25 protein-coding genes are annotated in these 24,552 nt (G+C 35.7%); 24 read left to right on the top strand and 1 reads right to left on the bottom strand.

The genetic code is table 11. From position 1 onward, the window contains the following. The first annotated feature begins 7 nt into the window (after positions 1–7). From NiCM35_RS16760 to NiCM35_RS16665, 20 genes are all read left to right on the top strand, one after another. Positions 8–1,438 (top strand): hypothetical protein, encoded by a 1,431-nt coding sequence (locus tag NiCM35_RS16760; protein ID WP_433780197.1) that lies wholly within the window; start codon positions 8–10, stop codon positions 1,436–1,438. Continuing rightward, positions 1,419–2,552 carry a glycosyltransferase gene (locus NiCM35_RS16755; RefSeq protein ID WP_123258443.1) on the top strand — a complete coding sequence of 378 codons (1,134 nt, stop codon included), beginning with the start codon at positions 1,419–1,421 and terminating at the stop codon, positions 2,550–2,552. Before NiCM35_RS16760 ends, NiCM35_RS16755 begins: the two co-directional genes overlap by 20 nt. Before the next feature lie 38 nt (positions 2,553–2,590). Continuing rightward, entirely contained in the window at positions 2,591–3,742 is a 1,152-nt protein-coding gene (locus tag NiCM35_RS16750) for a glycosyltransferase family 4 protein (RefSeq protein ID WP_123258442.1), read from the top strand. A gap of 19 nt (positions 3,743–3,761) precedes the next feature. Beyond that, complete coding sequence (gene gmd, locus NiCM35_RS16745) at positions 3,762–4,772, top strand: GDP-mannose 4,6-dehydratase (protein ID WP_144547089.1); 1,011 nt, start codon at positions 3,762–3,764, stop codon at positions 4,770–4,772. 71 nt (positions 4,773–4,843) lie between these two features. Further along, positions 4,844–5,425 carry a glycosyltransferase gene (locus NiCM35_RS16740; protein ID WP_095332634.1) on the top strand — a complete coding sequence of 194 codons (582 nt, stop codon included), beginning with the start codon at positions 4,844–4,846 and terminating at the stop codon, positions 5,423–5,425. Continuing rightward, positions 5,412–5,975, top strand: coding sequence for a glycosyltransferase family 4 protein (locus NiCM35_RS16735; protein ID WP_095332636.1), 564 nt, complete (start codon positions 5,412–5,414; stop codon positions 5,973–5,975). The genes NiCM35_RS16740 and NiCM35_RS16735 overlap by 14 nt, the downstream gene beginning before the upstream one ends. A 31-nt stretch (positions 5,976–6,006) precedes the next feature. Further along, positions 6,007–7,119, top strand: coding sequence for a glycosyltransferase family 4 protein (locus NiCM35_RS16730; protein WP_095332638.1), 1,113 nt, complete (start codon positions 6,007–6,009; stop codon positions 7,117–7,119). A gap of 47 nt (positions 7,120–7,166) precedes the next feature. Further along, entirely contained in the window at positions 7,167–8,498 is a 1,332-nt protein-coding gene (locus NiCM35_RS16725) for an oligosaccharide flippase family protein (protein WP_433780194.1), read from the top strand. A gap of 62 nt (positions 8,499–8,560) precedes the next feature. Continuing rightward, positions 8,561–9,748 carry a glycosyltransferase family 4 protein gene (locus tag NiCM35_RS16720; protein WP_123260353.1) on the top strand — a complete coding sequence of 396 codons (1,188 nt, stop codon included), beginning with the start codon at positions 8,561–8,563 and terminating at the stop codon, positions 9,746–9,748. An 18-nt stretch (positions 9,749–9,766) separates the two neighbouring features. Continuing rightward, positions 9,767–10,972 carry a glycosyltransferase family 4 protein gene (locus NiCM35_RS16715; protein ID WP_095332644.1) on the top strand — a complete coding sequence of 402 codons (1,206 nt, stop codon included), beginning with the start codon at positions 9,767–9,769 and terminating at the stop codon, positions 10,970–10,972. Positions 10,973–10,977: 5 nt separating this feature from the next. After that, complete coding sequence (locus NiCM35_RS16710) at positions 10,978–11,295, top strand: PqqD family peptide modification chaperone (protein WP_123258434.1); 318 nt, start codon at positions 10,978–10,980, stop codon at positions 11,293–11,295. Beyond that, a complete protein-coding gene (locus tag NiCM35_RS16705; protein WP_433780193.1) occupies positions 11,283–11,771 on the top strand; it encodes a lasso peptide biosynthesis B2 protein in 489 nt (162 codons plus the stop codon). The genes NiCM35_RS16710 and NiCM35_RS16705 overlap by 13 nt, the downstream gene beginning before the upstream one ends. Then, complete coding sequence (locus tag NiCM35_RS16700; protein WP_433780191.1) at positions 11,749–12,930, top strand: nucleotidyltransferase domain-containing protein; 1,182 nt, start codon at positions 11,749–11,751, stop codon at positions 12,928–12,930. The genes NiCM35_RS16705 and NiCM35_RS16700 overlap by 23 nt, the downstream gene beginning before the upstream one ends. A 3-nt stretch (positions 12,931–12,933) precedes the next feature. After that, complete coding sequence (locus NiCM35_RS16695; RefSeq protein WP_371000702.1) at positions 12,934–14,742, top strand: ABC transporter ATP-binding protein; 1,809 nt, start codon at positions 12,934–12,936, stop codon at positions 14,740–14,742. Positions 14,743–14,764: 22 nt separating this feature from the next. Next, the gene (locus tag NiCM35_RS16690; RefSeq protein ID WP_371000701.1) at positions 14,765–16,150 is read left to right on the top strand and encodes a sugar phosphate nucleotidyltransferase; all 1,386 of its coding nucleotides are present in this window, start codon (positions 14,765–14,767) and stop codon (positions 16,148–16,150) included. 133 nt (positions 16,151–16,283) lie between these two features. Continuing rightward, positions 16,284–18,233, top strand: coding sequence for an asparagine synthase-related protein (locus NiCM35_RS16685; protein WP_433780189.1), 1,950 nt, complete (start codon positions 16,284–16,286; stop codon positions 18,231–18,233). A 43-nt stretch (positions 18,234–18,276) separates the two neighbouring features. After that, entirely contained in the window at positions 18,277–18,414 is a 138-nt protein-coding gene (locus NiCM35_RS16680) for a paeninodin family lasso peptide (RefSeq protein WP_123258429.1), read from the top strand. 122 nt (positions 18,415–18,536) lie between these two features. Further along, the gene (locus NiCM35_RS16675; protein ID WP_433780187.1) at positions 18,537–19,466 is read left to right on the top strand and encodes a phosphoenolpyruvate carboxykinase (ATP); all 930 of its coding nucleotides are present in this window, start codon (positions 18,537–18,539) and stop codon (positions 19,464–19,466) included. Beyond that, entirely contained in the window at positions 19,463–19,765 is a 303-nt protein-coding gene (locus NiCM35_RS16670; protein WP_433780185.1) for a lasso peptide biosynthesis PqqD family chaperone, read from the top strand. The genes NiCM35_RS16675 and NiCM35_RS16670 overlap by 4 nt, the downstream gene beginning before the upstream one ends. A gap of 18 nt (positions 19,766–19,783) precedes the next feature. Further along, positions 19,784–20,032, top strand: a complete 249-nt coding sequence (locus NiCM35_RS16665; protein ID WP_095332661.1) for a helix-turn-helix domain-containing protein — start codon at positions 19,784–19,786, stop codon at positions 20,030–20,032. A 344-nt stretch (positions 20,033–20,376) separates the two neighbouring features. Here the strand turns inward: NiCM35_RS16665 and NiCM35_RS16660 are convergent, their stop codons facing one another. Further along, entirely contained in the window at positions 20,377–21,177 is an 801-nt protein-coding gene (locus NiCM35_RS16660; RefSeq protein ID WP_433780183.1) for a hypothetical protein, read from the bottom strand. A 225-nt stretch (positions 21,178–21,402) separates the two neighbouring features. Here NiCM35_RS16660 and NiCM35_RS16655 point away from each other — a divergent pair, with 225 nt between their 5' ends. The 4 genes from NiCM35_RS16655 (at position 21,403) to NiCM35_RS16640 (ending at position 24,531) form a co-directional block, all read left to right on the top strand. Next, on the top strand, positions 21,403–22,149 hold the full coding sequence (locus tag NiCM35_RS16655) for a YveK family protein (protein ID WP_433780182.1): 747 nt from the start codon (positions 21,403–21,405) through the stop codon (positions 22,147–22,149). Further along, the gene (locus NiCM35_RS16650) at positions 22,136–22,846 is read left to right on the top strand and encodes a CpsD/CapB family tyrosine-protein kinase (protein WP_433780180.1); all 711 of its coding nucleotides are present in this window, start codon (positions 22,136–22,138) and stop codon (positions 22,844–22,846) included. Before NiCM35_RS16655 ends, NiCM35_RS16650 begins: the two co-directional genes overlap by 14 nt. A 133-nt stretch (positions 22,847–22,979) precedes the next feature. After that, entirely contained in the window at positions 22,980–23,744 is a 765-nt protein-coding gene (locus tag NiCM35_RS16645) for a tyrosine-protein phosphatase (protein ID WP_433780178.1), read from the top strand. Positions 23,745–23,856: 112 nt separating this feature from the next. Beyond that, positions 23,857–24,531 carry a sugar transferase gene (locus NiCM35_RS16640; RefSeq protein WP_433780176.1) on the top strand — a complete coding sequence of 225 codons (675 nt, stop codon included), beginning with the start codon at positions 23,857–23,859 and terminating at the stop codon, positions 24,529–24,531. Positions 24,532–24,552 lie beyond the last annotated feature (21 nt).

The raw sequence follows: 24,552 nt of genomic DNA, 5'->3' as shown, positions 1-24,552 counted from the left end.
CTGAATATTGACTACTTTTCTTTATAGAAGAAGATTAATGGAGTTAGGGATTCTATTCTTAGCTCTTCTTGTTGTTGGCAGACTTTCAATAAGTCCTGGAAATATAAGAGTACTTATATTTGCTAGTCTCTTTATCATTACATTAGCCATGTTAGCAATCGTTAGAGAACGTATCATTTTCTTTTTAATTGTCTACTTAGCTTTCATGGGCTTAATTCGAAGGGCGCTAATTCCTATTGCAAGCTGGAGCTCATTTGATCCTTTACTAATACTTGGACCAAGCATAACGATTATTTTAGCTCTTTCTTTATTTTGGGAATTGAAAAGTCAACAGAACCTAGGAGAAGAGAAGCCGGATAAATTAATGGTTGCTCTTTTTATTTTTGGTTGTGTACAAATGTTTAATCCATACTCTGGGAGTCCGATATCAGGTTTCGTAGCCGCGATATATATAATTGTTCCTTGGTTATGGTATTTCATTGCATTCTACAAAATTAAGCAAAAGGATATAGTCAGGATTTTAAATATTGTAGAAGTAATCGGTACACTGATTGCACTTTATGGCATCTACCAGACATTCTTTGGAATTCTTCCATTTGAACAAATGTGGGTGGATCTGACGGGGTATGCTGCTTTGTATCTAGCAGAAGATACAGTAAGAGCAATTGGCACATTTCCGAGTGCACAGGAATTTGTTTATTTTACAATGATTACTTTTATGATTGGATTTACAAAGTTGATATTAAAGAAAAACTGCCTGATTCATCTACCAGTAGTTCTTATAACTCTGCTATCCATCTTTTTTGCCAGTTCTAGAACAGTTATTTTTTTTATGGCTATAGCTTTAATAATGATTTTGATTGTATCTAAGAAAACGCTGCTTCAAAAAATAGTAACAGGATTAATATCAATTATGGTCCTATTCTCTATTTGGTCCCATTTACCTCGTTTAAATCCATCATGGTTTGGCGTTGCTGAACCAGCAGTACAACATATGATAGAAGGTTTGGTTGACCCGTTATCAGAAGAACAAACTGGTTTAGGTCACATTGAAAGGATTGTTGAAGGAATGAAAACAATCGCCACTAATCCCATTGGGCACGGCATTGCATCTGTAACAAAAGCTGCTGATAAATCAGGGGGAAAGGATGCTATGTCAACAGAAATGGACCTTTCTAATATGATAGTAGCATTAGGTATTGGAGGAGTTATATACATTTTAGTAGTTATTATGACAATGTATAAACTTATCAAACTAATAAGTAGGCAAAGGAAAATAGAATACATCATGGTATTAGGAATTTTGGCAGGGGGAATTGGAAATTGGGTAAATGGAGGATTCTATACAACCTCAATACTAACATGGCTGTTAGTAGGGTGGATTCATAAACAATATAGTAGTTATCGAGGTGAAGTTCATGCATATAGTAGTCATTAGTCATGCTTGTGTTACAGATATCAACCAGCAAATATATGCGGAAATGGAGAAAATGGGACATAAAGTTGATTTAATAGTACCTAGTAATTTTATTGCTCCAGGGCTTACTGATAAGCCAATTTCAGTTAAAAGATGGCCGGCATTTAGTGGAAGAATTCTACAAATCCCAATATATTTTAATAAAAGTATTCCACTCCATTTCTATAAAAAAAGTTTAAAACAATTTTTTCAAAGTAATAAGCCAGATGTTGTCTATGTTGCGGAAGAACCCTATTCAATTAGTTGTTTTCAAATTTTAAAAAGTGCTTTAAAATACACCAAAGCAATTGGATTTTATTCGGCACAAAATATAAAAAAAGACTATCCCTTCTTATTTCGAAAGATGGAAAGGTATGTTTATAAAAACTCCTCTCTTGCAGTAAGCATTAGTGAAGATGTTACATCAGTATTAAAAGAAAAAGGATTTAAAAATCAGATTTGCCAAGTTCCTCTAGGAGTAGATGAAGACCACTTTCATATTTCTGCAGATTTAAGAGAAGAGGCAAGAATGGAAGCGAATATACCATCTAATGCCTATGTAATAGGATTTGCTGGCCGTCTTGTAAAGGAAAAAGGTATTGATCTATTAATTAGAGCATATAGTTCCATTTATAAAAAAATAAGTAATATGTACTTGTTAATTGTAGGAAGAGGACCTTTAATAGATGAGTTGAAAAAATTAGCAATAGAAATGGGTGTGAAAGAAAGAGTCATTTTTATAAATAAGGCTGTTCATTCCGAAATGCCTAAATGGTTTAATGGGATGGATATTCATGTTCTGCCTTCTATTACAATGCCTAACTGGCGAGAGCAGTTTGGCAGGGTTTTAATTGAGGCCGCTGCATGCGGGGTACCTTCTATTGGAAGTTCTAGTGGAGAGATTCCTATTGTACTAGATAGCTTAGGGATGGAAAACGTATTTGAAGAAGGAAATATAGCACAACTTACTAAGGAGATATTAAAAGTAGCTCAGAAAACAAGTAATTCATTAGATATTAGAGAATTCTCTATAGCCAAATATGGAAATAAGGGGATTGCTGCTCGATTAGTGAGCGCTTTTGAAAAGGTTATGTAAAAATAAACTTAAAATCTAGTATAAAGGTAGTGTTAGTGATGACCAATAGATTATTTATATCTATAGACTTTCCACCAGAAAAGGGGGGAATTCAAAACTATGTATATGGGCTTGTTTCTCATCTTGATCCTATGAAAACAGTGGTTTTAACTTCTAATAGATTAGGAGAGGACGTCTATAAAGAATTCGATGGCAAACAGTCCTTTCCAACGTATCGAATCGGATTTTCTAACAAGGTGTCCATAGTCAAACAAGTAGTGCAGCTATTTGTTTTATTTTTCTCTATTTGGTCCATTAAAAGAAACCATCATATAAAGGAACTCCATTTCGGAAATATAATGCCGATTGGATTAGTTGGTCCGTTCGCTAGTAAATGGTTAAAGGTAAAATTTTATCCTTATATTCATGGACTTGATTTTCTTGAGTCTAAGACCAATCCATTAAAGTATAAGTTACTAAATTATAGTTTAAAACATGCCACGAAAATAATATGTAATAGCAATTATACGAAAAATGTGCTGATACAATCAGGTATCGATGAAAGTAAGTTAATGGTCATTCATCCAGGAATCCATGCCAATCTTCAATCTAAAAAGTTACATAAAGAAGCAGTAGTAACTAAGTACCAACTCCAGGATAAATTTGTTTTGTTAACAGTTGGTCGACTAGTAGAGCGTAAAGGCCATGATAAAGTACTAGAAGCATTAAAGGAGCTTGTGCAAGATAATCCGAATATTAGATATATTATTTGTGGCAAGGGGCCAGAACGTGAAAAGTTAGAAGCACAGATAAAGAAATTACAATTAGAGAAGTTTGTAATTTTTACAGGGGCCATAGATCAGAACGAATTGGAAGCATTATATGAGGCAGCGGATTTATTTATTATGTTGAATAGGGAATTGAAAGAGCAAGGAGATGTAGAAGGCTACGGGATCGTCTTTTTAGAAGCGGGCATGCATAAATTGCCAGTTATAGGAGGAAACAACGGAGGAGTGCCAGATGCAGTAGTGAATGGAACGACTGGCTACCTAGTAAATGCTACAGATATTCAAGAGGTAGTAAACACGATTCAGAGGTTACAGCAAGATAAGCGGCTAATAAAGGAAATAGGGATAAATGGATATAAGTGGGTTAATAGCAATTGTTTATGGTCGAGTAGAGTGAAGCTCTTAGACAACCTAGAGGGATAAAGGAAGGATGGCGAGATCATTGAAATCTGCACTGATTACTGGGATAACTGGTCAAGATGGAGCTTATTTAGCACAATTGCTATTAAATAAAGGATATAAAGTGTTTGGGTTACTGGCCAGAAGGAGTACAGATACATTATGGAGACTAGAGTATCTGCAAATTAAGGAAGAAGTGGTATTAGTTGACGGAGATATGACAGACCTGTCTTCTTTGATAAGAGCATTACAGTTAGCCAAACCTGATGAAGTATATAATTTAGCAGCGCAAAGCTTTGTTGGGACCTCTTGGGAACAGCCAGTATTAACAGGCAATATCACAGGTATAGGAACAGTGAATATTCTGGAGGCTATAAGGTTAACGAATCCAGGGATAAAATTCTATCAAGCATCAACAAGTGAAATGTTTGGATTAGTACAGGAGGAGATTCAAACAGAAAAAACACCATTTCACCCTAGGAGCCCTTATGGAGCGGCTAAGTTATACGCACACTGGATGACAATTAATTATCGAGAAAGCTATAAAATGCATACTTCTTGTGGCATTCTTTTCAATCATGAGTCGCCATTGAGGGGAATTGAATTTGTCAGCAGAAAAATCACAGATGCTGCGGCAAGAATAAAGATGGGGATACAAAAGGAATTGAGGCTGGGCAATATAGAAGCCAAAAGAGATTGGGGCTATGCAGCAGATTATGTAGAAGCAATGTGGCTAATGCTGCAACAAGAATCAGGAGATGATTACGTTATATCTTCTGGAAGAACAACAACTGTACGCAGACTTTGTGAAATCGCCTTTAGCTATCTTGATTTAAATTATCAAGACTATGTAGTGATAGATCCTCAATACTACCGTCCAGCAGAAGTAGATGTTCTCTTGGGAGATTCATCGAAAGCGAGAAGAAAGTTAAATTGGAGAGCGAAGACAGAGTTAGAGCAGATGGTAAAAGTAATGGTGGATGCGGATGTACAGAGAATAAGGAAAGAACTAAACAGCTATCCTTCTCTTTTTCCTAAATTAGCAAATTTATAGAAAATTAACTTTGAAGTAGTCAAGAACTGCTTCTTTTTTATGTATAAAAATGGCGAAAAGGAGGGGAGCCAGTGAAGCAAGTTGGAAAGATTAAAGTACTGTTCCTAGTACACACGGCAATAATTGGAGGGGGAGAAAGAAGTTTAATTGATATATTGACCTATATCAACAAAGAAAGATTCCAGCCCACATTAGTATGCTTTGAAGACGGTCCACTTGTGGAAAGAGTATCGGAAATTTCTGGTGTGGAGGTTGCTGTCATTCCATTTTCCGAGAAAGTATTGAAGTATAACAGAGATGAAAAAAGTACATTAAGGTTCTTGTCCATATTCTCTTTATTTGTCCCAATGGTTAGACTTTTTTCTTTCATGTATAAGAATGAGGCAAAGATTGTCTATTCTAACTCAATGAAAGCCCATTTTATTGGACTTGTTGTTGGGAAGCTGGCATTTAAAAAAGTTATTTGGCATGTAAGGGATATTATTGATGGTGGAATAAATAAGAAATTATTTGTTTTGCTGTCAAAGTTTGCGGACGAAATTATATGTATTTCAAAGTCTGTATCCAGTCAATTTGGAAAAACAGAGAAGACAAAAATTGTCTATAACGGAATCCTTCCATTAGAGGAGGTTAGAAGTCGTGAGGGAATTTAAAGTTGCTATTGTGGGTCAGATAGCTAGATGGAAAGGGCAAGACGTGTTCATTAAGGCAGCAAAGCTTTTGCACCCAAAGTACCCCGAGATCAAATTTTTGATAATTGGAGATGTATTGTTTGCGAAAGAAGAAGAACTTCAGTACAAGAATCATTTAATAGAATTAGCAAAGGATTGTAATTATATTCAGTTTCTAGGTCATAGAGAAAACGTTTTGGCATTACTGAAAGATATCGATATCCTAGTGCATGCTTCTACTAGAGCAGAGCCTTTTGGCAGGGTGATTATTGAAGGAATGGCTTCTAGAAAGCCAGTAATCGCAGCTGGGATAGGAGGACCGTTGGAGTTAATTGAGGATGATTTCACAGGTATCTTATATTCACCAGGAGATTACAATCAATTAGCCGAAAAAATAGCGTTGCTTTACAAAAATGAAGAAAAATATAATTATGTTGCGAGAAATGGCTATCACAAGTTCAAAGATAATTTTGATATTAGAAAAACAGTGTCATTAGTAGAAAAGTATATTAATTCTCACATTAGGCAGTAAACAATTATATAAATACATTTGAGGTGTGAAAATGAAAGTAGCTCTAATATCAAGTGCTGATTATGATCCAAATACCGGAGTTTCTGGTACTCGAATAGCTTTTAGAGATGCTCTTAGAGAGTTAGGCGTGCAGGCCGATACGTATTTCATGGATGATTTAAAAAGTTTTTCTGGGGGGCTAACGGATAAGGTTTTATTCCCGTGGAAAGTAGCTTGGAATAAGATGAAATGGAATGATTATGATGTGATAGACGTCGCTTCAGGGGATGGCTGGGTATTATCTTCTATGCGAAATCGTCCTACTACCGTTTTTAGTAGTCACGGATTAGAGCATTTAGCCCATCATGAGCTATTAAAAGAATCAAAGAATGGCCATGTGAATTTAAGTTGGAAATATCCTATATATTGGGGTGGGTTCAGACTTTGGGAAGTAGCTAAGTCTATAAAGATGTCTGATGTGTCTATATTCTTAAATGAAAATGATAAGAAATATGCAATCAACCATTTCAAAGTCAATCCTAAAAGCGTCTATATTGTTCCCAATGGTATACCAGATTACTTTATAGGGAGAGAATTTACTCGGAAAAGGGGTGACAGTAAGTCAATTAAAATAGTACAGATCGGGAGTTACATTCAAAGAAAAGGGATAAAATATACATCAGAAGTAATGAATGAACTACTTCAGAAGTATCCAAATATAGAACTAACTTTTCTGGGAACAGGGTGTAATAGGGAAACGGTCTATCAAGATTACATTCCTGAGGTAAGAAGTAGAGTAAAGGTAATGGAAAAATATAAACATAGCGAATTGCCGGAACTACTAGAACATTACCAAATTAATCTTTTTCCTTCTTTATCTGAAGGATTTGGAAAAACATTGATAGAGGCTATGGCTTGTGGTCTGGCGCCAATCACCTTTGAAACACCAGGTCCGTTAGATATTTTGACGAATATGCATGATGGACTTGTGGTGCCGAGGAGGAATAAAGAGTTATTGCGGAATGCTCTTGAAAAGTTAATTAACCAACCGGCATTATTATATGATTTACAAGTGAATGCTTATCATACTGCTCAAAAATATAGTTGGAATCAAGCGGCAAAGCAGAGATTAACAGTATATGAAAATGCAATTGAGGTTAGATGAATATAGGAATAAATGTGGAAAACTATCGTAATAATAGGAGCTATTAGATGAAAAAATTATTTTTATCTAGTTTATCTGTCAATCTATTTATAATGATTATCAATTTAATTACTGGTATATTAAGTGCACGTTATTTAGGAGCATATGGGAGAGGGGAATTGGCAATAGCAACTAGATGGCCGAATTTATTCATCTTGCTTTTTACGTTTGGGTTGCCTGGTGCACTTACTTTCTTAGGAAAGAAAAATAATAAGGAACAAAGCAGCTATTTAAGTGCGTATTTTATACTTAATGCTATTATAGGTCCTGTTGGTTTAATTATCGGCTTTATAGTTTTTCCAATGATAATCTCCAATCAACCAGCTTCTATTATAAATATGGCAAAAATATCATTACTAGCATTACCTTTCGCAATAATGTCACATGGTCTAATAGGAAGTCTACAAGGTATAAATAAGTTTAAGCATGTGATGGCGATTAAATTAATGACGCCATTTGGGATTGTTACAATAATTTTAGTTCTTATTTTTGCTGGTAAATACAATGTCTATAATTTCATTGTTATAACTACTTTATTAAATGTTCTTATTTGTATCATTTCCTTGTTAATGGTTTTAAAGTTTATCAAACCAACATTAAATAACACTTTAAATAAAACGAAAGAATTAACAAAGAGAGGTATTCAAATTTATGGCTATTCCATAACATCTAGTTTTGGTAATCAAATGGATCAGTTGGTGATTTCCTTAGTTCTAAGTCCGTTTATTTTAGGTTTATATACAGTAGCTGTAAGTATTAGAAATATGTTGATATCCCTAATTCATGGAGCAATAAGTGTCTATTTGATGCCTAAATTAATGGATTTAAAGGGTACCGAGAGATATATGAAGGTGGAAAGAATACATGGGACGCTATTTTACGGGACATTCTTTGTATCAATATTCTTAAGTAGTGTGTTGCCTTTAGTGATTCCTTTAATTTATGGGAAAGAGTTTGTAGATTCCATCATTATGGGGGTAATACTCTTAAGCAGTGTCCCTTTTTCGATAGGAAATGCGATATTAGTCAACTTTTTAACAGCTGAAGGTAAGTTTCATAGAATTACCTGCTCGGAGATTTTAGGTATTATAGTGGGGTTAATTGTTACAGTACTTTTATATAGATTTATGGGTGGAGAAGCGGCAGCGTTGGGAGTAGTGAGTAGTTCGATTGCAAAATGGATTGTAAATTTACATGCAAGCTGTAAGATAGGGGTAAACTATAGGTCATTATTCACCCTTTATATAGATTCATATAAATCACTTTTGCAAGTACTATTAAGTGTAATCTATATAAATAAAGTTCAGAAATATAAATCGACAATTAACAAAAATGTATGAGTAAAACTAATAAATTTCTAATAGTTTTTTAGTAGCAAGCATACTGAAGGAGGTCGAATCTTATGAAAACAGCCATCATCCACGACTGGTTAGTAGTCTACAGCGGGGCGGAAAAAGTGCTGGAGGAATTACTTAAACTCTTCCCAGATGCAGATCTATACAGTACGGTCGAACATCTAGAAGCCAAAGATCGACATTTTATTCAAAATAAACAGGTGAAAACAACCTTTATACAAAAGCTTCCTTTTTCGAAGAAGAAGTATCGAAATTATCTTCCTCTTATGCCGTTAGCAATCGAGCAATTGGATCTTTCTAAATACGATTTAATCATCTCCAGTTCTCATGCAGTTGCAAAGGGAGTGATAACAGGTCCGGATCAGCTCCATATTTCTTACGTATATTCACCAATACGCTATGCCTGGGATTTGCAGCATCAATATTTAAGGGAATCGGGTCTTGAAAAGGGAATAAAAAGCTGGATAACAAGGTTCATTCTGCACTATGTTCGAAACTGGGATTATCGAACAGCAAATGGTGTGGATTTTTTTATGTGCGTATCTGACTTTATTGGGCGGAGAATTTGGAAGACGTATCGGAGGGAAGCCAAGACAGTATATCCTCCAGTAGATGTATCTGCGTTCACGTTAAGAGATGAGAAAGAAGATTTTTATTTAACTGCCTCACGGATGGTACCGTACAAAAAGATAGATACCATTGTAGAATCTTTTTCTTTATTGCCAGACAAGAAACTAGTTGTCATAGGAGATGGTCCAGACTTTAAGAAAATTAAAGCAAAAGCTGGACCAAATGTTATGTTGATGGGGTACCAGCCTTTTGAAGTATTAAAGGACTTTATGCAGCGTGCGAAAGGCTTTATTTTTGCTGCGGAAGAGGATTTTGGCATTGCTCCATTAGAAGCACAAGCATGTGGAACACCTGTTATTGCATACGGGAAAGGCGGGTCTCGGGAGACAGTTAGAGGATACAATGAATCTACCAGTCCAACAGGGCTCTTTTTTTATGAACAAAATGTGGAAGCAATTGCGGCAGCTGTCCAAAAGTTTGAGCATATCCAGATAGATTCAATTAATTGCCGAAATCACTCCTTATATTTTTCGAATGAACGTTTTCAAAAAGAATTTAAAGCGTTTATTGATACCAAAATCAATGAATGGAGAATAGAAAAAGCTTTAGCAAGTGAAAAGGAGGGAACTTCTGAACACTGGCTGCATAAGAGAAAGAAGGCATGATAAAAAGGAGGCATTCCTATGAAAACAGCAATTATCCATGATTGGCTGGTAGTTTATAATGGGGCAGAAAAAGTACTAGAGGAGATACTCAAGATTTATCCAGATGCAGACCTTTACAGTACAGTCGATTACTTAGATGAGAAAGATCGGCATTTTATTCAACATAAGAAAGTGAACACGACTTTTATTCAAAAGCTTCCTTTTTCGAAAAGGAAGTACCGTGCGTATCTTCCCTTAATGCCATTAGCCATTGAACAATTAGATTTATCTAAATATGATCTCATTATCTCTAGCTCCTATGCTGTAGCAAAAGGGGTCATAACTGGACCAGATCAGCTGCATATTTCTTATGTTCATTCTCCTATTCGCTATGCTTGGGATCTTCAGCACCAATATTTAAAAGAAGCAGGGATGGATAAAGGAATAAAAGGATATTTAACTAGATTTCTACTGCACCAAATTCGTAATTGGGATTATCGAACAGCAAATGGTGTAGATTTTTTTATGTCTAATTCTGATTTTATCGGAAGAAGAATCTGGAAGGTTTATAAAAGAGAATCCCAAACAGTATATCCGCCCGTGGATATCTCTAAATTTAGCTTTTATCCAGACAAAGAGGATTTCTACCTTACTGCTTCCAGGATGGTTCCTTACAAGAAAATAGATACAATAGTTGAAGCATTTTCTCTGATGCCAGATAAGAAATTAATCGTAATTGGAGACGGTCCGGATTTTAAAAAAATTAAGGCGAAAGCAGGTTCAAATGTTCACTTGATGGGCTATCAATCCTTTCAAGTGTTAAAAGACCATATGCAGCGAGCAAAAGGTTTTATCTTTGCAGCGGAAGAAGACTTTGGCATAACCCCTCTAGAAGCACAGGCTTGTGGTACGCCAGTCATTGCTTATGGAAAAGGGGGGTCCTTAGAAACGGTCAAAGGATACAATGAATCGCTTCATCCAACGGGGTATTTCTTCTATGACCAAACTCCAGAAGCGATAAGAAGGGCTGTGGAGCAATTCGAACGATTACCATTCAATCCAGTCCATTGTCGAGAGCATGCTTTGAATTTCTCTCCGGAACGGTTTCGTACAGAATTCAAACAGTTTATAGAGGAAAAAATAGCGCACAAACAGCAAATTTGGGAAAAGGCAACGAAAATCAATGTAGTAAAATCTTATATCATTTCAGACGTTCACTGGACAAAGAAACAATCAATCAGTTAGGAGCGATGATGATGTTATTAAATGAGGAGTTAGTGAGAGATTGTTTTTATCAAGTTAATAAAGAAAATACATGTAAAGAATTAAATAGCCAAATGTATATATGGAATGAGCAAAATAATACGTATTACAAGATTGGAGAAATAGGGACTGTGATATGGGAATATTGCAAGTATCCGATAAGTGAGCAGCAAATCGTAGCAATGTTAATGGAGGACTATGAAGTTTCAAAAGAAGAATGTGAGCAGCAAGTAGAATATTTTTTAGCAGAATTATTAGCAGATAATTTACTAATAAAGGTAGATTTAAAAGCATGTTTAGAGTGATACGGAAAGTCAAGAAATTTATAGAAATGGATTTTAAACTAAAATGCCTAATGATGGAGGCATTTATTTTTTTGGCAAGAGGTAGGTTTTTGAAACTATTGCCATTCGCGAAAGTTGCTCCTAGTCTGGGCGAAGAATCGATGGAAACGGAAGTTCAGGTAAATGGCAATGAAAAGATGATAAAAGATGTATCTTTGGCGATTGAGATGATGAGCAAATATACATTTTGGGAAAGTGCTTGCCTTGTCCAAGCAATTGCAGCAACGAGAATGTTAAATAGAAGAAAGATTCCAACCACTTTATATCTAGGTATTGCTAGGGACCAAGCAGGCAAAATGGAGGCACATGCATGGGTTAGAAGTGGTTCTCATTATGTGACAGGTGCACGCGGTAAACAACGGTTCACCGTTGTGAATACATTTGCCGGTGGTATGAGTAAAAGAGGTGAAAAGAATGAAGGGATCAGAAGAAATTGATCTGCATAGCTGTGCTAATGAACTGCAGTTGTTATTAAGGCTATTGAATGAGGAAGAAGACTCCGTAAAACTGATAGAAGAATTTCATAAAAAGGTAGATTGGAAGGAGTTTCTTCAGTTAGTTTATTTTCATAAAGTGTATCCATCCATCTATTTAAGACTGTCTGGTACAGACTCTCCCTATTTGCCTAACAACGTAGTCAAACTAGTAGAGGGTTTATATAAAGACAATACAATCAAAATGCTCCAATTGATCAAAGAACTAGATAATATTTCAACTGCATTAACGAAGAATGAGATCCGCATGCTGACTTTAAAAGGACCAATTCTTTCCTATTATTTGTACGGAGACTTATCTTCTAGAACTTCCAACGATCTTGACATTCTGATTTCCTTTCAAGATTTAAAGTCGACGATAGAAATACTTCGAGCAAAAGGATATGAAATGGAGTATGAACCACCACGAAAATTAAAAGACTGGCAAAAAAGAAACCATCATCTTGAATTCCTTCATAAAGAGAAAAATTGCAAAGTGGAGGTGCATTGGAGACTTCATCCTGGTCCTAGTAAAGAGCCGAGCTTTGAAGACTTATGGAATAATCGCAAAACGGTGTCTATAGGGACAACAACATTCTACACATTAGAAGAGGAAACATTATTCTACTATCTTGTAACACATGGAGCGCGTCATGGCTGGTTTCGAATTCGGTGGCTAGAAGATATTGTGCAACTGTTGAGGAGAGAAGAAGATATTAATAGTTTTCCAATGGTCTTTATGGAAAATCAAGCCTGCCACCTCTATCAACAAGCGCTCTATTTAGTAGAAAACCTACAATTAAGCCCAAAAAGGTATCAGAGAAAGATAAAGAAGCAATCGAAGGGACTTGCACAAAAAGCTTTTCTATTCATGAGAGAAAGAATCAACTTTTTTCATCCTCCAGACAAGACATGGGATAAGGAAGGAAAAAAGTATCTATTTATGATGAAACCATTTAAGCAGAAGGCAGCTTACATTATTCGGAAATTCTATGCCAATTCATGGGATGCAGAAGTGCTTCCTTTACCAAAATCATTGCACTTTCTTTATCTTCCATTAAGACCGATTTTATGGCTGTGGCGAGTAATTTTAAAGCAAAAAGTTTCACTTAGGAGACTTTAGAAAATGAGAAATCTTATTGTTTTTTTTAAGAAACTGCAGGCAGTTACTGGAACGAAGATGTATCTTAATATTTTTCTTAGCATTCTAATAAGTGCCCTTGAAGGAATTAGCATTTATCTTTTAATACCAATGCTTTCTGTTATTGGATTGTTGAATATGCAGATAAACGATCTGTTTCCTATTACTTTAATAGTAGCAGCAATGGAAAAGCTGCCATTTCAACTAAATTTGACTACTGTCTTAATGATTTATCTTCTATTGATAGGTGGCCAGGCTCTGCTGCAACGGAGTCAAACGATTTTAAATACAGATATCCAGCAGAACTTTATTAAACAGCTGCGAATAGAGACATATGAATCACTTATCAAAGTGAAGTGGGAATATATGCTGAGAAAAAGAAAGTCGGATTTTAACTATATTCTCACAACAGAAATATCACGAGTCGGCGTGGGAACACATAGTATTATCCAATTAATCAGCATTGTATTTTTTACAATTGTTCAAATAATGCTGGCTTTTCTCTTATCACCATCCTTAACAAGCATTGTCTTAATTAGTGGTGGGCTACTTAGTGTTTTTATGAGGAAATTCGTGAGGAATTCTAAAACAATCGGCAAAGAAACAACAGAGTTAATGAACGATTACTTTGGAGGAATTACAGAACAGTTTAGTGGAATGAAAGATATGAAAAGCAATATGCTTGAGCCATCTTTCTTTGATTGGTTTCAGTCTAAGTCTCATTTAATACACCATAATGTGATGAATTTGGTTCGCTTAAATGCTAAGTCTGTATTCATTTATCGACTGATGGCTGGTTTCTTGATTGTCCTTTTTGTTTCTATTTCTTTTTCCTTTCTTAAACTGCCGCCAGAGAAGCTTATGGTAATTATTTTGATTTTTTCAAGATTATGGCCGCGATTTTCCTCCTTGCAAAGCAATGTAGAACAAATTGTTTCCATGTTTCCGGCATTAGATCATGTTCTGCGTGTTCAAGCGGAAAGTAACAAAAGCCAAGAATGGAGCACCTTTCGCACAAGGGAATGGGAGCCGTTTATTCTCGAACAAGCAATAGAATGTGACCATGTCTATTTCCGCTATCAAGCATCTCAGGAAGACTGGATACTAACAAACGTAAATATTCATTTTCCGCTTAAGAAAACAACCGCAATAGTTGGGCCGTCAGGAGCGGGAAAGACGACATTAGTCGATTTAGTAATGGGTTTGCTGCAGCCTGAAAAAGGCAGATTGCTTGTAAACGGAAAATCGTTGACAGAGGATGAGTTACTGTTATATCGGAATTCCATTAGTTATGTTGCTCAGGAGCCTTTTTTATTTCATAGCAGCATTCGAGAAAATTTATTAATGGTTGCACCAAAGGCGACAGAACTGGAATTATGGCAAGCTTTGTCATTTGCTGCTGCGGAGCACTTTGTTAAACAGATGCCGGAAGGATTGGATACGGTTATTGGAGATAGAGGAATAAGGCTTTCAGGCGGAGAGCGCCAGCGTCTTGTTTTGGCGAGGGCCATCTTGAGAAAACCAGCTATTCTCATACTAGATGAAGCAACAAGTGCATTAGATAGTGAAAATGAACAGAAGATTCAGCAGGCTATTGATCAATTAAAAGGGAAAATGACGATAATCGTAATCGCGCATCGTTTATCAACGATTCGAAATGCAGATAAGGTATTAGTCTTGGAATCTGGAAAGGTAATACAAGAAGGAGAATATAAGCAATTGGCGCAAACAAAGGGAGCGTTAAGAAAAATGCTTGTTTCCCAAGAATTAGCTGGAAATCAAACGTTGGCTTAATTTCAAAAAGGAGAGGATGAAATTGAAACTTGTTTTATTGTCTGGCGGCTCTGGCAAACGTCTATGGCCGTTGTCCAATGATGCCCGTTCAAAGCAGTTTCTGAAAGTGTTAACCGATGAAGAGGGCAATAAGGAATCGATGGTTCAAAGAGTATGGGGACAGCTAGAAAAAAATGATCTTGCTAAGGATTCGCTGATTGCAACAAGTAAATCACAAGTGGAAATGATTCAAATACAAGTGGGAACACAAGTGCCGATTGTGGTGGAACCAACAAGAAGGGATACATTTCCAGCAATTGCTCTAGCTGCTGTCTATTTATATTCTGTTAAAGGCTGCAGTCCTCAAGAAGTAATAGCAATACTTCCTGTTGACCCTTTTGTAGAAAATCACTTTTTTTCTAAGGTAAAGGAGCTTGAGAAAACGCTGAAAGAAAGTAATGCAGAGCTCGCTTTAATAGGAGTGCAGCCAACCTATCCTTCTGAAAAATATGGATATATCGTTCCTTATGAAGAAGAAAAGAGGAACTATATGCGAGTATCCGCCTTCAAGGAAAAGCCGAGACGAGAAGAGGCAGAAAGACTAATAGAAAGTGGCGGATTATGGAACAGTGGGGTGTTTGCTTTCCGAATCGAATATCTGCTTAATATCTTGTTGGAAAGAGGCTACCCTATTCAATATGAACAACTAGTAAGTCAATATCACCTATTACCCCAGAATAGCTTTGACTACGAGGTGGCAGAGAAGGCAGAGCAAGTAATTGCTTTATCTTATACGGGCTATTGGAAAGACCTTGGAACCTGGAATACGTTAACAGAGGAAATGCAAAATCCGATTAGTGGAAAGGGCTTTGTTAGTAAAGGGATCACCAATTCTCATATTGTAAATGAGTTGGATATTCCTATTACATTAATTGGTTTAGATGATGTGGTGGTGGCGGCAAGTCCGGATGGTATTTTAGTAACAAATAAAGAGGATAGTCTGCAAGTGAAGGAAATATTAAAAGACCTAATAGAAAGACCTATGTTTGAAGAGAGAAGATGGGGATGGTATAAAGTGCTGGAACATACGAAATATCTCGAAGGAAATGAAGTTTTAACTAAAAGAATATGTGTAGAAACAGGGAAGAATCTGAGCTATCAAGTTCATTACAAACGAAGTGAGGTATGGACAGTTGTTAAAGGAGAAGGTGTGCTAGTATTGGATGATCAACTTCAGCATATTCGGTCAGGAGATGTTATTCATATTCCTCTAGGAACAAAGCATGCTTTAAGAGCAACAAGTACAATGGAAATTATTGAAGTGCAGACTGGCAGTGAGCTAGTTGAAGAGGATATTTATCGATTCTCTTTAGAATGGAAACAAATAATGAATGGAATAACCTTTAAAAATATAGCAATAAATTTATAAACAGGTATTGCTAGGAAGTCTTTAGTATGATATGTTCTTAATAAAGAATAAGTTAGGGGAACAATACTTAATATTCGTATTTTTTTAACTGTTTCGTTCTTTATTAAGAATAAATGAGGGTGAAGTACAATAAATGAGTGGTATAGCTGGAATCTTATATGAAAATCAAGCGAACATAGCAACGGATCATGCTGGGAAAATAATGAATGGGTTTCAAGGATTCCCTTCCGATGATATTCAAGTATATAGCAGGATGAATATTTTTCTTGGCTGTCATGCACGGTGGATTACACCAGAATCAATGGGAGAGAGAAATCCTTATTACGATAAAACGAGCGGGGTGGTAATTACCTCTGATTCTATTATCGATAACCGAATGGAATTATTTCAATCCCTGCAGGTTGATCGTTCCTTGCAGCAAACTATTTCTGATACGCAGTTAATCCTTCTTGCTTATCTTAAATGGGGGGAAGAAACCCCGAAATATCTGATTGGAGATTTTGCCTTTTTTCTTTGGGATGAAAGGCAGCAAAAGCTATTTGGTGCAAGAGACTTTTCGGGAAGCAGAACTTTATATTATGTGTATAAGGATAGGCAGTTTTACTTTTCAACGATAATAGAATCGTTATTGAAATTACCAAATGTCAAGCAGCGGTTAAATGAGGAATGGCTAGCTGAATATTTAGCTATTGCTGGGGTAGTAGATACGGTTGATTCTTCCATTACACCTTTTGTTGGGATTGAGCAAGTGCCGCCATCACATAGCATCACAATTGAAAAAGGGCGGAAAAAAGTAAAGAGATATAGTCAGATAAGCTCGGAAGTAAAACCAATACATTTACCTAGTGATAATGACTATGTAGAAGCATTTCAGGAGATTTATCAATCAGCTGTCCAAGCAAGGCTTAGAACCCATAAAAAGGTGGGGTCTCAGTTAAGTGGTGGATTGGATTCAGGGTCGGTTGTCAGCTTAGCAGCCAAACATCTTCCAGAGGATGCTGGCTTACATACTTTTAGCTATATACCACCTAAAGATTTTATTCCATTTGGTCCGAAGAATTTAGTAGCCAATGAATCATCCTTTGTACATAAAACAGTTAATTATATTGGCCGTTTGCAGGATCATTATCTGGATTTCGAAGGGAAGGATTCCTACAAACAGATAGACGAATTTTTAGAAATAATGGAAATGCCCTATAAGTTTTTTGAAAATTCCTTTTGGATTAAGGGGATTTTTGAAGAGGCGCAAAAACGGGACATTGGCATTCTTCTGAATGGAAATCGCGGAAACCTGTCTATATCTTGGGGAGGGGTGCAGGATTATTTTCCTCTTCTGCTAAAACAATGTAGATTGCTTAAGCTCTATAAAGAAGTGGAAGCATATAGCAAAAACATTGCAAGACCGCGGAAAAGGATTGCTGCGATGGTGCTTAGAGAAACTTTTCCTTTTTTAAATCAGCAAAGGAAGAAATATACAACGGGAGGGCCGCCGCCGCTGATTAATCCAGAGTTTGCAGCGAAAACAAGAATATATACGAAATTAGCAGAAGCAGGAATGGATGCAACAGGATGGTTTTCTGAATTAAACGCATTTGAGCAAAGGAGAAGACATTTTGATGACTTATTTCACTGGAATGCTTCCAATACATTTATGACCAAACTTTCGCTGAAATATGGATTAATCAGTCGAGACCCGACAAATGATATACGAGTTATTCGTTTTTGTTTGTCTATTCCAGAAGATCAGTATGTACAGAAGGGAATGGATCGTGCCCTGATAAGAAGAAGTATGGAGGGGTATTTGCCTGATGAAATACGACTGAATCAGCAAATAAGAGGGGCTCAAGGGACGGATTGGCTTTATCGAGTGATTCCCCATTGGAAGAGTCTATTGCAGGAGGCTGGGAAGGTTTCAAAAGATCCAGTGATTCTTTCTTATATCAATTATAATTGCTTGAAAAGGGGACTGGATAAGTTAGGAAAAGGAGCAATTTCTGAATACGCAGTGGATCCTGATGTCCGAGCATTGTTCAGAAGCATTATCGTGTATCGGTTTCTAAAGAAGCTAAAATTGGCAGGATGAGTAGGAAGATACTAGATCTTTCAACTTGAAGGGAGGTGATAAGATGAATAAGCTTGAATGGAAAGAGCCGAACTTAGAAGTTTTAGATGTTAAAGAAACGATGGCAGGACCATTTAATAACAATAAGTTAGATGCAACGTATGAAACGGGAACGCCATTCCCTGATCTTGGCTGGAGCTAATGCTCAATTCCACTTTTAGGACATAATAGTTATATTTTTTCAATCTGCCTCCATCCTTCGCTGCTAAGAAGGTTGAGGCTTTTCTTTTTGATAGGATAAGGAAGAAGGTGTAGGAGGGACATATGATAACAAAAAGTGCATTTCGTTATTATGCTTTTGGATGCCATGTGTACAGCGAATTCATGCTGCCGGAGTTATGTAAAGAAGAAAAGGTAGAAGCCATTCCAGAACTAGTGATTAAAGAAAAAGACCTGCGGGAATATTGGAATGCTAAAGCAAAAGCAAATAACTATTTTGTCATAGAGAGGGATATGGTTCTCTTCCATGTTCCAAATATCGCGATATTCTTAATCGAAAAAGGAGAAAGCATTTCTATCACGTTGTTGTCGGCAAATAAAATGGATGAAATGCGCCTCTATTTATTAGGTACATGTATGGGTATTCTGCTCATGCAAAAACGAATTCTTCCTCTTCATGGCAGTGGAATTGTGATAGAGGGAAAAGTATATGCCATTGTAGGGGACTGTGGCGCGGGCAAGTCCACATTAGCAAGAGCATTTTTACAAAAAGGCTATAAATTGATAAGTGACGACATTATTCCAGTCCAATTAAATAAAGGCGGAAACCCAATTGTTATCCCTACCTATCCCTATCAAAAGTTATGGCTTGAGAGTTTGCATGAGTTTGAAATGACTAATCGTTCTTTCAAACCGATTGCTTATCGAGAAGAGAAATTTAGTGTGCCGATAGAACAGCAGTTTGAAACAAGCTGTCTCCCGCTGGCAGGCATCTTTGAGCTCACAAAAAAGGATGGAGAGAAGATTGAAATAAAAGAAAAACGGAATCTTGAACAGCTACAAATATTGTATAAGCATACTTTTCGGAACAGCTTTCTCCAACCATTAGGTTTATTGGAATGGCACTTAATAACCACATCTAAATTCTTAGAAAATACCTTTATTTATAAAATCGAACGGCCGAAATCTCGCTTTACGGTAAATGAACTGGTAGAGCTTATTTTAACAAAGCAAAAGGGAGAAGAAGACAAATGAGGAAAACACAAACGCAAATAGATAAACAGACGATCGTTGTGCAAACTCTAGGACATATTGTGAGTGATATGAATGGAGAAAAAGTAATGTTAAGCATTGCGAATAGCAAATACTATAATTTAGGCCATATTGGAGGCGATATTTGGGAATTAATAAAGGAGCCAATCTCGATTGACAGAGTGGTAGCTACCTTAATGGAAAAGTATGACGTAACACAACGAAAATGCGAGCAGCATGTTTGTTCCTTCTTGGAAACATTAAAAGAGGAAGGTTTGATTACTACAATAAAGAGTACCTAAAGGAAAAGAGGAGAATGAATGATTGGCGAAAGAATTCGATATTTACGTCAGCGAAAAGGTTATTCGTTATCTAGGTTGGCAAAAGAGGCAGAGGTATCCAAAACATACTTAAGCAACATCGACAGAGGCTTACAAAATAATCCCTCTCTACACTTCTTAGAAAAAGTAGCAGCTAAACTAGGAACAAGCGTGGAATACTTAATTAGTGATGATTTTGAAAAGGATATGCTTAATAATAATGCAAGCAGTAAAGGAACGATCAAATAGACGTAAGAGCCATCAAAAGATACATAGTTAAACTTTGCTAAAGGGAAAGTAATCCCCTTTCTGCCTACTTTCCCTGCAATCCCTCCTAAAAGATTTTAATCCTCCCATCGTTCTTCATTTTCATTCATTATGTTATTCATACAATTACAGCAGACAGACATCCTTTAAGGTTGAGTAAATTAATATATATAATAGAAGAAACTAGGTAGCGCTTACAGGAAAGAGATAGGAGTAAAGTAATATTTACAAATATTCAGAAAATGTGATAACATGCTATCCATGTGCGTTACACAGAACTATTTTCTTGAAAAAAAAAGCGAGAAATTCTCGCTTAATGAAAAGATTTATTCGGATATAAGTTTTTTAGACAGATAGCTGCTCCAAACTTTAAAGCCTTGTTCATTTGCTTGTGATCTATCACCTAACTCAACGTAATAATCTTTAAGTTTTAAATCATTGCTCTCAGGCCATGCTTCCCAATGATTCCAATAGGGAATTTCCTTCGATTCAGCAAATTTCTTCAAATCGCTTACTTGCATAGGATAGAGGCCTGCATTATACAGGGGATGTGCTGGCATTAAAACAAATGTTACATCTGGCAGGACATCTTTTGTTTCATTAATCACTTGGTTGACATTCAATAAGGTTGTAGAAATATCAACTACTCCGTTATCATTCAACAAAAAAGGCTCCCAGATAATCATATCTGGCTTCTGTTCGATAATAGACTCATATTCATTATTATTTACATAATCGGATGAAGTTTCTTCATATGTAATGCTATCAATTGTTACATATTTATCATATTTACTAGCTAATGCTTCTTGCAATGGTGTAATTAACCCAAGCTCTTGATCACCAATTTCATCAGAACCAACCAATAATATATGAAAGGGTTGTTTCTCTGTAAGTTTCTCTTCCAGTACTTTCTGTGCACTTTCTGGCCATGACTTTGCAAAGCTCATATAGTAATCAAGACTAAAGTACTGGTCTTTATTCTCTTTATTTTCTACTTTACTATCTGCTTCTTTAGTAGGATGGATGTTAGATAGAGGACGGTCCTCCCGAATATTCCAATGGATATTCCCAATAACAAGAATAGCCACGAGAATAATAGAAAGGATGGATAAAATAATAGCTTTCATTGAAACCTCCTAAAATTTAAGTATAGTCTTTTAGTAATCTACCAAATTAGTACATTAGATAGGAAACTTCTCCCTTTTTAAAAAAATATATATCAAAAATGTAAATTAATTGATATAGTAAAACACGTAAAAACTTTTCATTTAAAATTATGACAAGAAATGACAATATATGCAACGTTATATGATATAATATTTTTGGTTTTTATATTTTTCTAGGAGGAAGTCATGGAAGAAACTATTAGTCTAAAAGAATTATTTGATACGTTAAAGAAAAGAGTATCACTTATTGTCTCCATTACATTAGTAGCAATGATAGTAAGTGCTGTTGTAAGTTATTTTATTATTACGCCTGAGTATAAATCTTCAACTCAAATTCTTGTAAACCAAGCAAAAGATGACACAACCGCTGCATTAAATACAGGTGAAGTACAGGCGAACGTACAATTAATTAGCACCTATAGTGTTATTTTAAAAAGTGCGGCTATCTTAAATATTGTAAAAGATGAATTGAATTTAGATATGAGTGTATCAACATTAAACAGTAAAATTGCGGTGGAAAGTGCACAGGGTTCACAGGTTATGACTGTATCGGTTACAGACGTTGACCCATCTGTTGCCTTACAAATTGCAAATAAAACAGCAGAAGTATTCGAAAAAGAAATTAAGAATATTATGAGTATCGATAATGTCACTGTGTTGCCATTAGCAGAGGACCAAGAGAACCAGTCTCCAGTTAGTCCTAACCCAACTTTAAATATTGCCATTGCTGCAGTAGTAGGACTATTGATAGGTATTGGATTGGCATTCTTACTTGAATACTTGGATAACACAGTAAAAACAGAACAAGATATTGAAAAATTATTAGAGTTACCAGTATTAGGAGCTATTACAAAAATTGATGAAAGTTTTGAAGCAAAACAAAGAGGTGCTCAAAAAGGAAGAAGTAGGGGGGATTTACTTGGCAGCAAGTAAGAGAGCAAAAAAAGGCGGACTAGGCTTAAATAATAGAAGGAAGCTAATCGCAAAGTATGATCCAAAATCGCCTATTTCTGAACAGTATAGAAATATTCGGACCAATATCCTTTATTCAAGTATAGATGAAGAAATTCGGTCTATTTTAGTCACGTCTTCTGGACCAGGGGAAGGGAAATCAACCACAACTGCTAACTTAGCAATTGTATTTGCTCAACAAGGCAAAACAGTGTTACTAGTGGATGCTGATTTACGTAAACCGACTGTCCACTATACGTTTAATTTAAATAATACAACTGGATTGACATCTATATTAACGAACCAAATGGAGTTAATGGAAACTGTCCACCAGTATGATGAGAAGAATTTATATGTCCTTCCAAGTGGTCCAATACCGCCGAATCCTTCAGAACTTTTAGGATCCAAAGCGATGAATCTCTTTTTAGAAAAAGCATTAGAAGAATTTGACATTGTATTATTTGATACTCCACCAGTATTGGCTGTGACAGATGCCCAAGTCCTAGCAAATCTATGTCAAGGCAGCATACTAGTAGTTAGCAGTGGAAAGACAGATAAAGAAGCTGTCGTAAAGACAAAAGAGCAGCTTGCTGCCTCTACGGGAAAAATATTAGGGGTTGTATTAAATAATAAAAAGAATGACAAAAATAGTAATTACTATTATTACGGCACAAATTAACATTTATTAAGATAGAATTGAAAAGATCCAAGCTTATTTGCTATTTACAGAAAAAATAACCAATGTTACTATTTGAAATTGTTATGAAAAATAGAAAAATAATAAGTGATTAAAAGTAGAGAGGTGTAGCGCAATGATTGATATACATTGTCATATATTACCGAATATTGATGATGGAGCACAGACATTAGAGAATAGTTTAGAGATGGCAAAGACTGCTGTTAATGAAGGTATTGCAACAATTATTGCTACACCTCATCATAAGAATAACCAATATATTAATGAGAAGTCATCCATCCTTGAAAAGGTTAGTGACTTAAATGCTGTTTTAAAGCAAGAAAATATTCCTCTTAATATACTTCCTGGACAAGAAGTTCGAATATATGGAGAAGTGTTAGAAGATTATACTAAGGGTGAAATTCTAACATTGAACCATACAAAATATCTTTTTATTGAGTTTCCTTCTTCCTCTGTACCACGATATGCAGAAAGATTATTATATGAATTGCAAACAGAGGGGATTATTCCGATAATTGTACACCCCGAAAGAAATAAAGAATTGCAAGAAAAACCAGATCTTCTTTATAAGTTTGTAAAAAACGGAGCACTGACTCAAGTGACGGCATCAAGCTTGGTAGGTTACTTCGGAAAAAATGTGAAAAAGTTTTCGGAGCAGTTGATTGAATATAACTTAACCCATTTTGTTGCATCAGATGCTCATAATATTCATAACCGCACTTTTAAAATGGCCGAGTCTTTAGAGATGATTAAAGAAAATTTTGGGATGGATTATATCTATCTTTTTAAAGAAAATGCTGAGTTACTAATTAAAGATAAAAATATAATAAAAGAAATTCCAGAGCGTATCCAAAGAAAGAAGTTTTTAGGGATTTTTTAATTCAATAATTTACTAGATAACTAATAATAGAAGCTATAATAAATTATTTTAATTTTATTATTAGTTATCTATAGACTACATAAAAAATAATTAAGGGATAGGTGGTATAGTGATGTCTGAATTTTATAAGGATCAATCTCTGTATTTAGAAAGGAAAAAAAATATATCTGTAAATACAGCTCGGAGCTACCTTGTAATGAAAAGATCAATAGACATCATTGGTTCATTTTGTGGATTAGTTGTTCTAAGTATCCTTTTTATTATTATTGGTCTTTTAATTAAATTAGAAGATCCAAAAGGGAAAGTTTTCTTTAAACAATTAAGAGTCGGAAAAGACGGAAGAGAGTTTTATATGTATAAGTTTCGCTCGATGGCTTCCGATGCTGAAGAGCGATTGAAAGAATTATTAGCTCTAAATGAGGTTTCTGGTGCAATGTTTAAAATGAAGGATGATCCACGAGTAACTAAAGTGGGGAAGTTTATCCGAAAAACTAGTTTAGATGAATTACCGCAGCTAATTAATGTGCTTAAGGGTGAAATGAGTTTAGTAGGTCCGAGACCACCTCTTCCAAGGGAGGTTGCAGAATATTCAGGTTATGATAAGCAAAGATTATTAGTGACGCCTGGCTGTACAGGACTTTGGCAGGTAAGCGGTCGAAGTAATGTCGGATTTGAAGAAATGGTTGAATTGGATTTGCGGTATATAAAAGAAAGATCTATATTATTTGATACCAAAATAATATTAAAAACAGTTTTAGTATTATTTGGTTCGAAAAATGCATACTAAAATATGAAAGCGAGCTATCAA

This window comes from Niallia sp. M35 (genome assembly GCF_050971705.1).
GTDB lineage: Bacteria > Bacillota > Bacilli > Bacillales > Cytobacillaceae > Niallia > Niallia circulans_A.
This window is presented reverse-complemented; position numbering and strand designations above follow the sequence as displayed.

Coding starts and splice junctions, on each gene's coding strand:
- NiCM35_RS16755 (WP_123258443.1), top strand. CDS start 1,419: ATGCATATAGTAGTCATTAGTCATGCTTGTGTTACAGATATCAACCAG.
- NiCM35_RS16750 (WP_123258442.1), top strand. CDS start 2,591: ATGACCAATAGATTATTTATATCTATAGACTTTCCACCAGAAAAGGGG.
- NiCM35_RS16730 (WP_095332638.1), top strand. CDS start 6,007: ATGAAAGTAGCTCTAATATCAAGTGCTGATTATGATCCAAATACCGGA.
- NiCM35_RS16725 (WP_433780194.1), top strand. CDS start 7,167: ATGAAAAAATTATTTTTATCTAGTTTATCTGTCAATCTATTTATAATG.
- NiCM35_RS16720 (WP_123260353.1), top strand. CDS start 8,561: ATGAAAACAGCCATCATCCACGACTGGTTAGTAGTCTACAGCGGGGCG.
- NiCM35_RS16715 (WP_095332644.1), top strand. CDS start 9,767: ATGAAAACAGCAATTATCCATGATTGGCTGGTAGTTTATAATGGGGCA.
- NiCM35_RS16710 (WP_123258434.1), top strand. CDS start 10,978: ATGATGATGTTATTAAATGAGGAGTTAGTGAGAGATTGTTTTTATCAA.
- NiCM35_RS16705 (WP_433780193.1), top strand. CDS start 11,283: ATGTTTAGAGTGATACGGAAAGTCAAGAAATTTATAGAAATGGATTTT.
- NiCM35_RS16700 (WP_433780191.1), top strand. CDS start 11,749: ATGAAGGGATCAGAAGAAATTGATCTGCATAGCTGTGCTAATGAACTG.
- NiCM35_RS16695 (WP_371000702.1), top strand. CDS start 12,934: ATGAGAAATCTTATTGTTTTTTTTAAGAAACTGCAGGCAGTTACTGGA.
- NiCM35_RS16685 (WP_433780189.1), top strand. CDS start 16,284: ATGAGTGGTATAGCTGGAATCTTATATGAAAATCAAGCGAACATAGCA.
- NiCM35_RS16680 (WP_123258429.1), top strand. CDS start 18,277: ATGAATAAGCTTGAATGGAAAGAGCCGAACTTAGAAGTTTTAGATGTT.
- NiCM35_RS16675 (WP_433780187.1), top strand. CDS start 18,537: ATGATAACAAAAAGTGCATTTCGTTATTATGCTTTTGGATGCCATGTG.
- NiCM35_RS16670 (WP_433780185.1), top strand. CDS start 19,463: ATGAGGAAAACACAAACGCAAATAGATAAACAGACGATCGTTGTGCAA.
- NiCM35_RS16665 (WP_095332661.1), top strand. CDS start 19,784: ATGATTGGCGAAAGAATTCGATATTTACGTCAGCGAAAAGGTTATTCG.
- NiCM35_RS16660 (WP_433780183.1), bottom strand. CDS start 21,177: ATGAAAGCTATTATTTTATCCATCCTTTCTATTATTCTCGTGGCTATT.
- NiCM35_RS16655 (WP_433780182.1), top strand. CDS start 21,403: ATGGAAGAAACTATTAGTCTAAAAGAATTATTTGATACGTTAAAGAAA.
- NiCM35_RS16645 (WP_433780178.1), top strand. CDS start 22,980: ATGATTGATATACATTGTCATATATTACCGAATATTGATGATGGAGCA.
- NiCM35_RS16640 (WP_433780176.1), top strand. CDS start 23,857: ATGTCTGAATTTTATAAGGATCAATCTCTGTATTTAGAAAGGAAAAAA.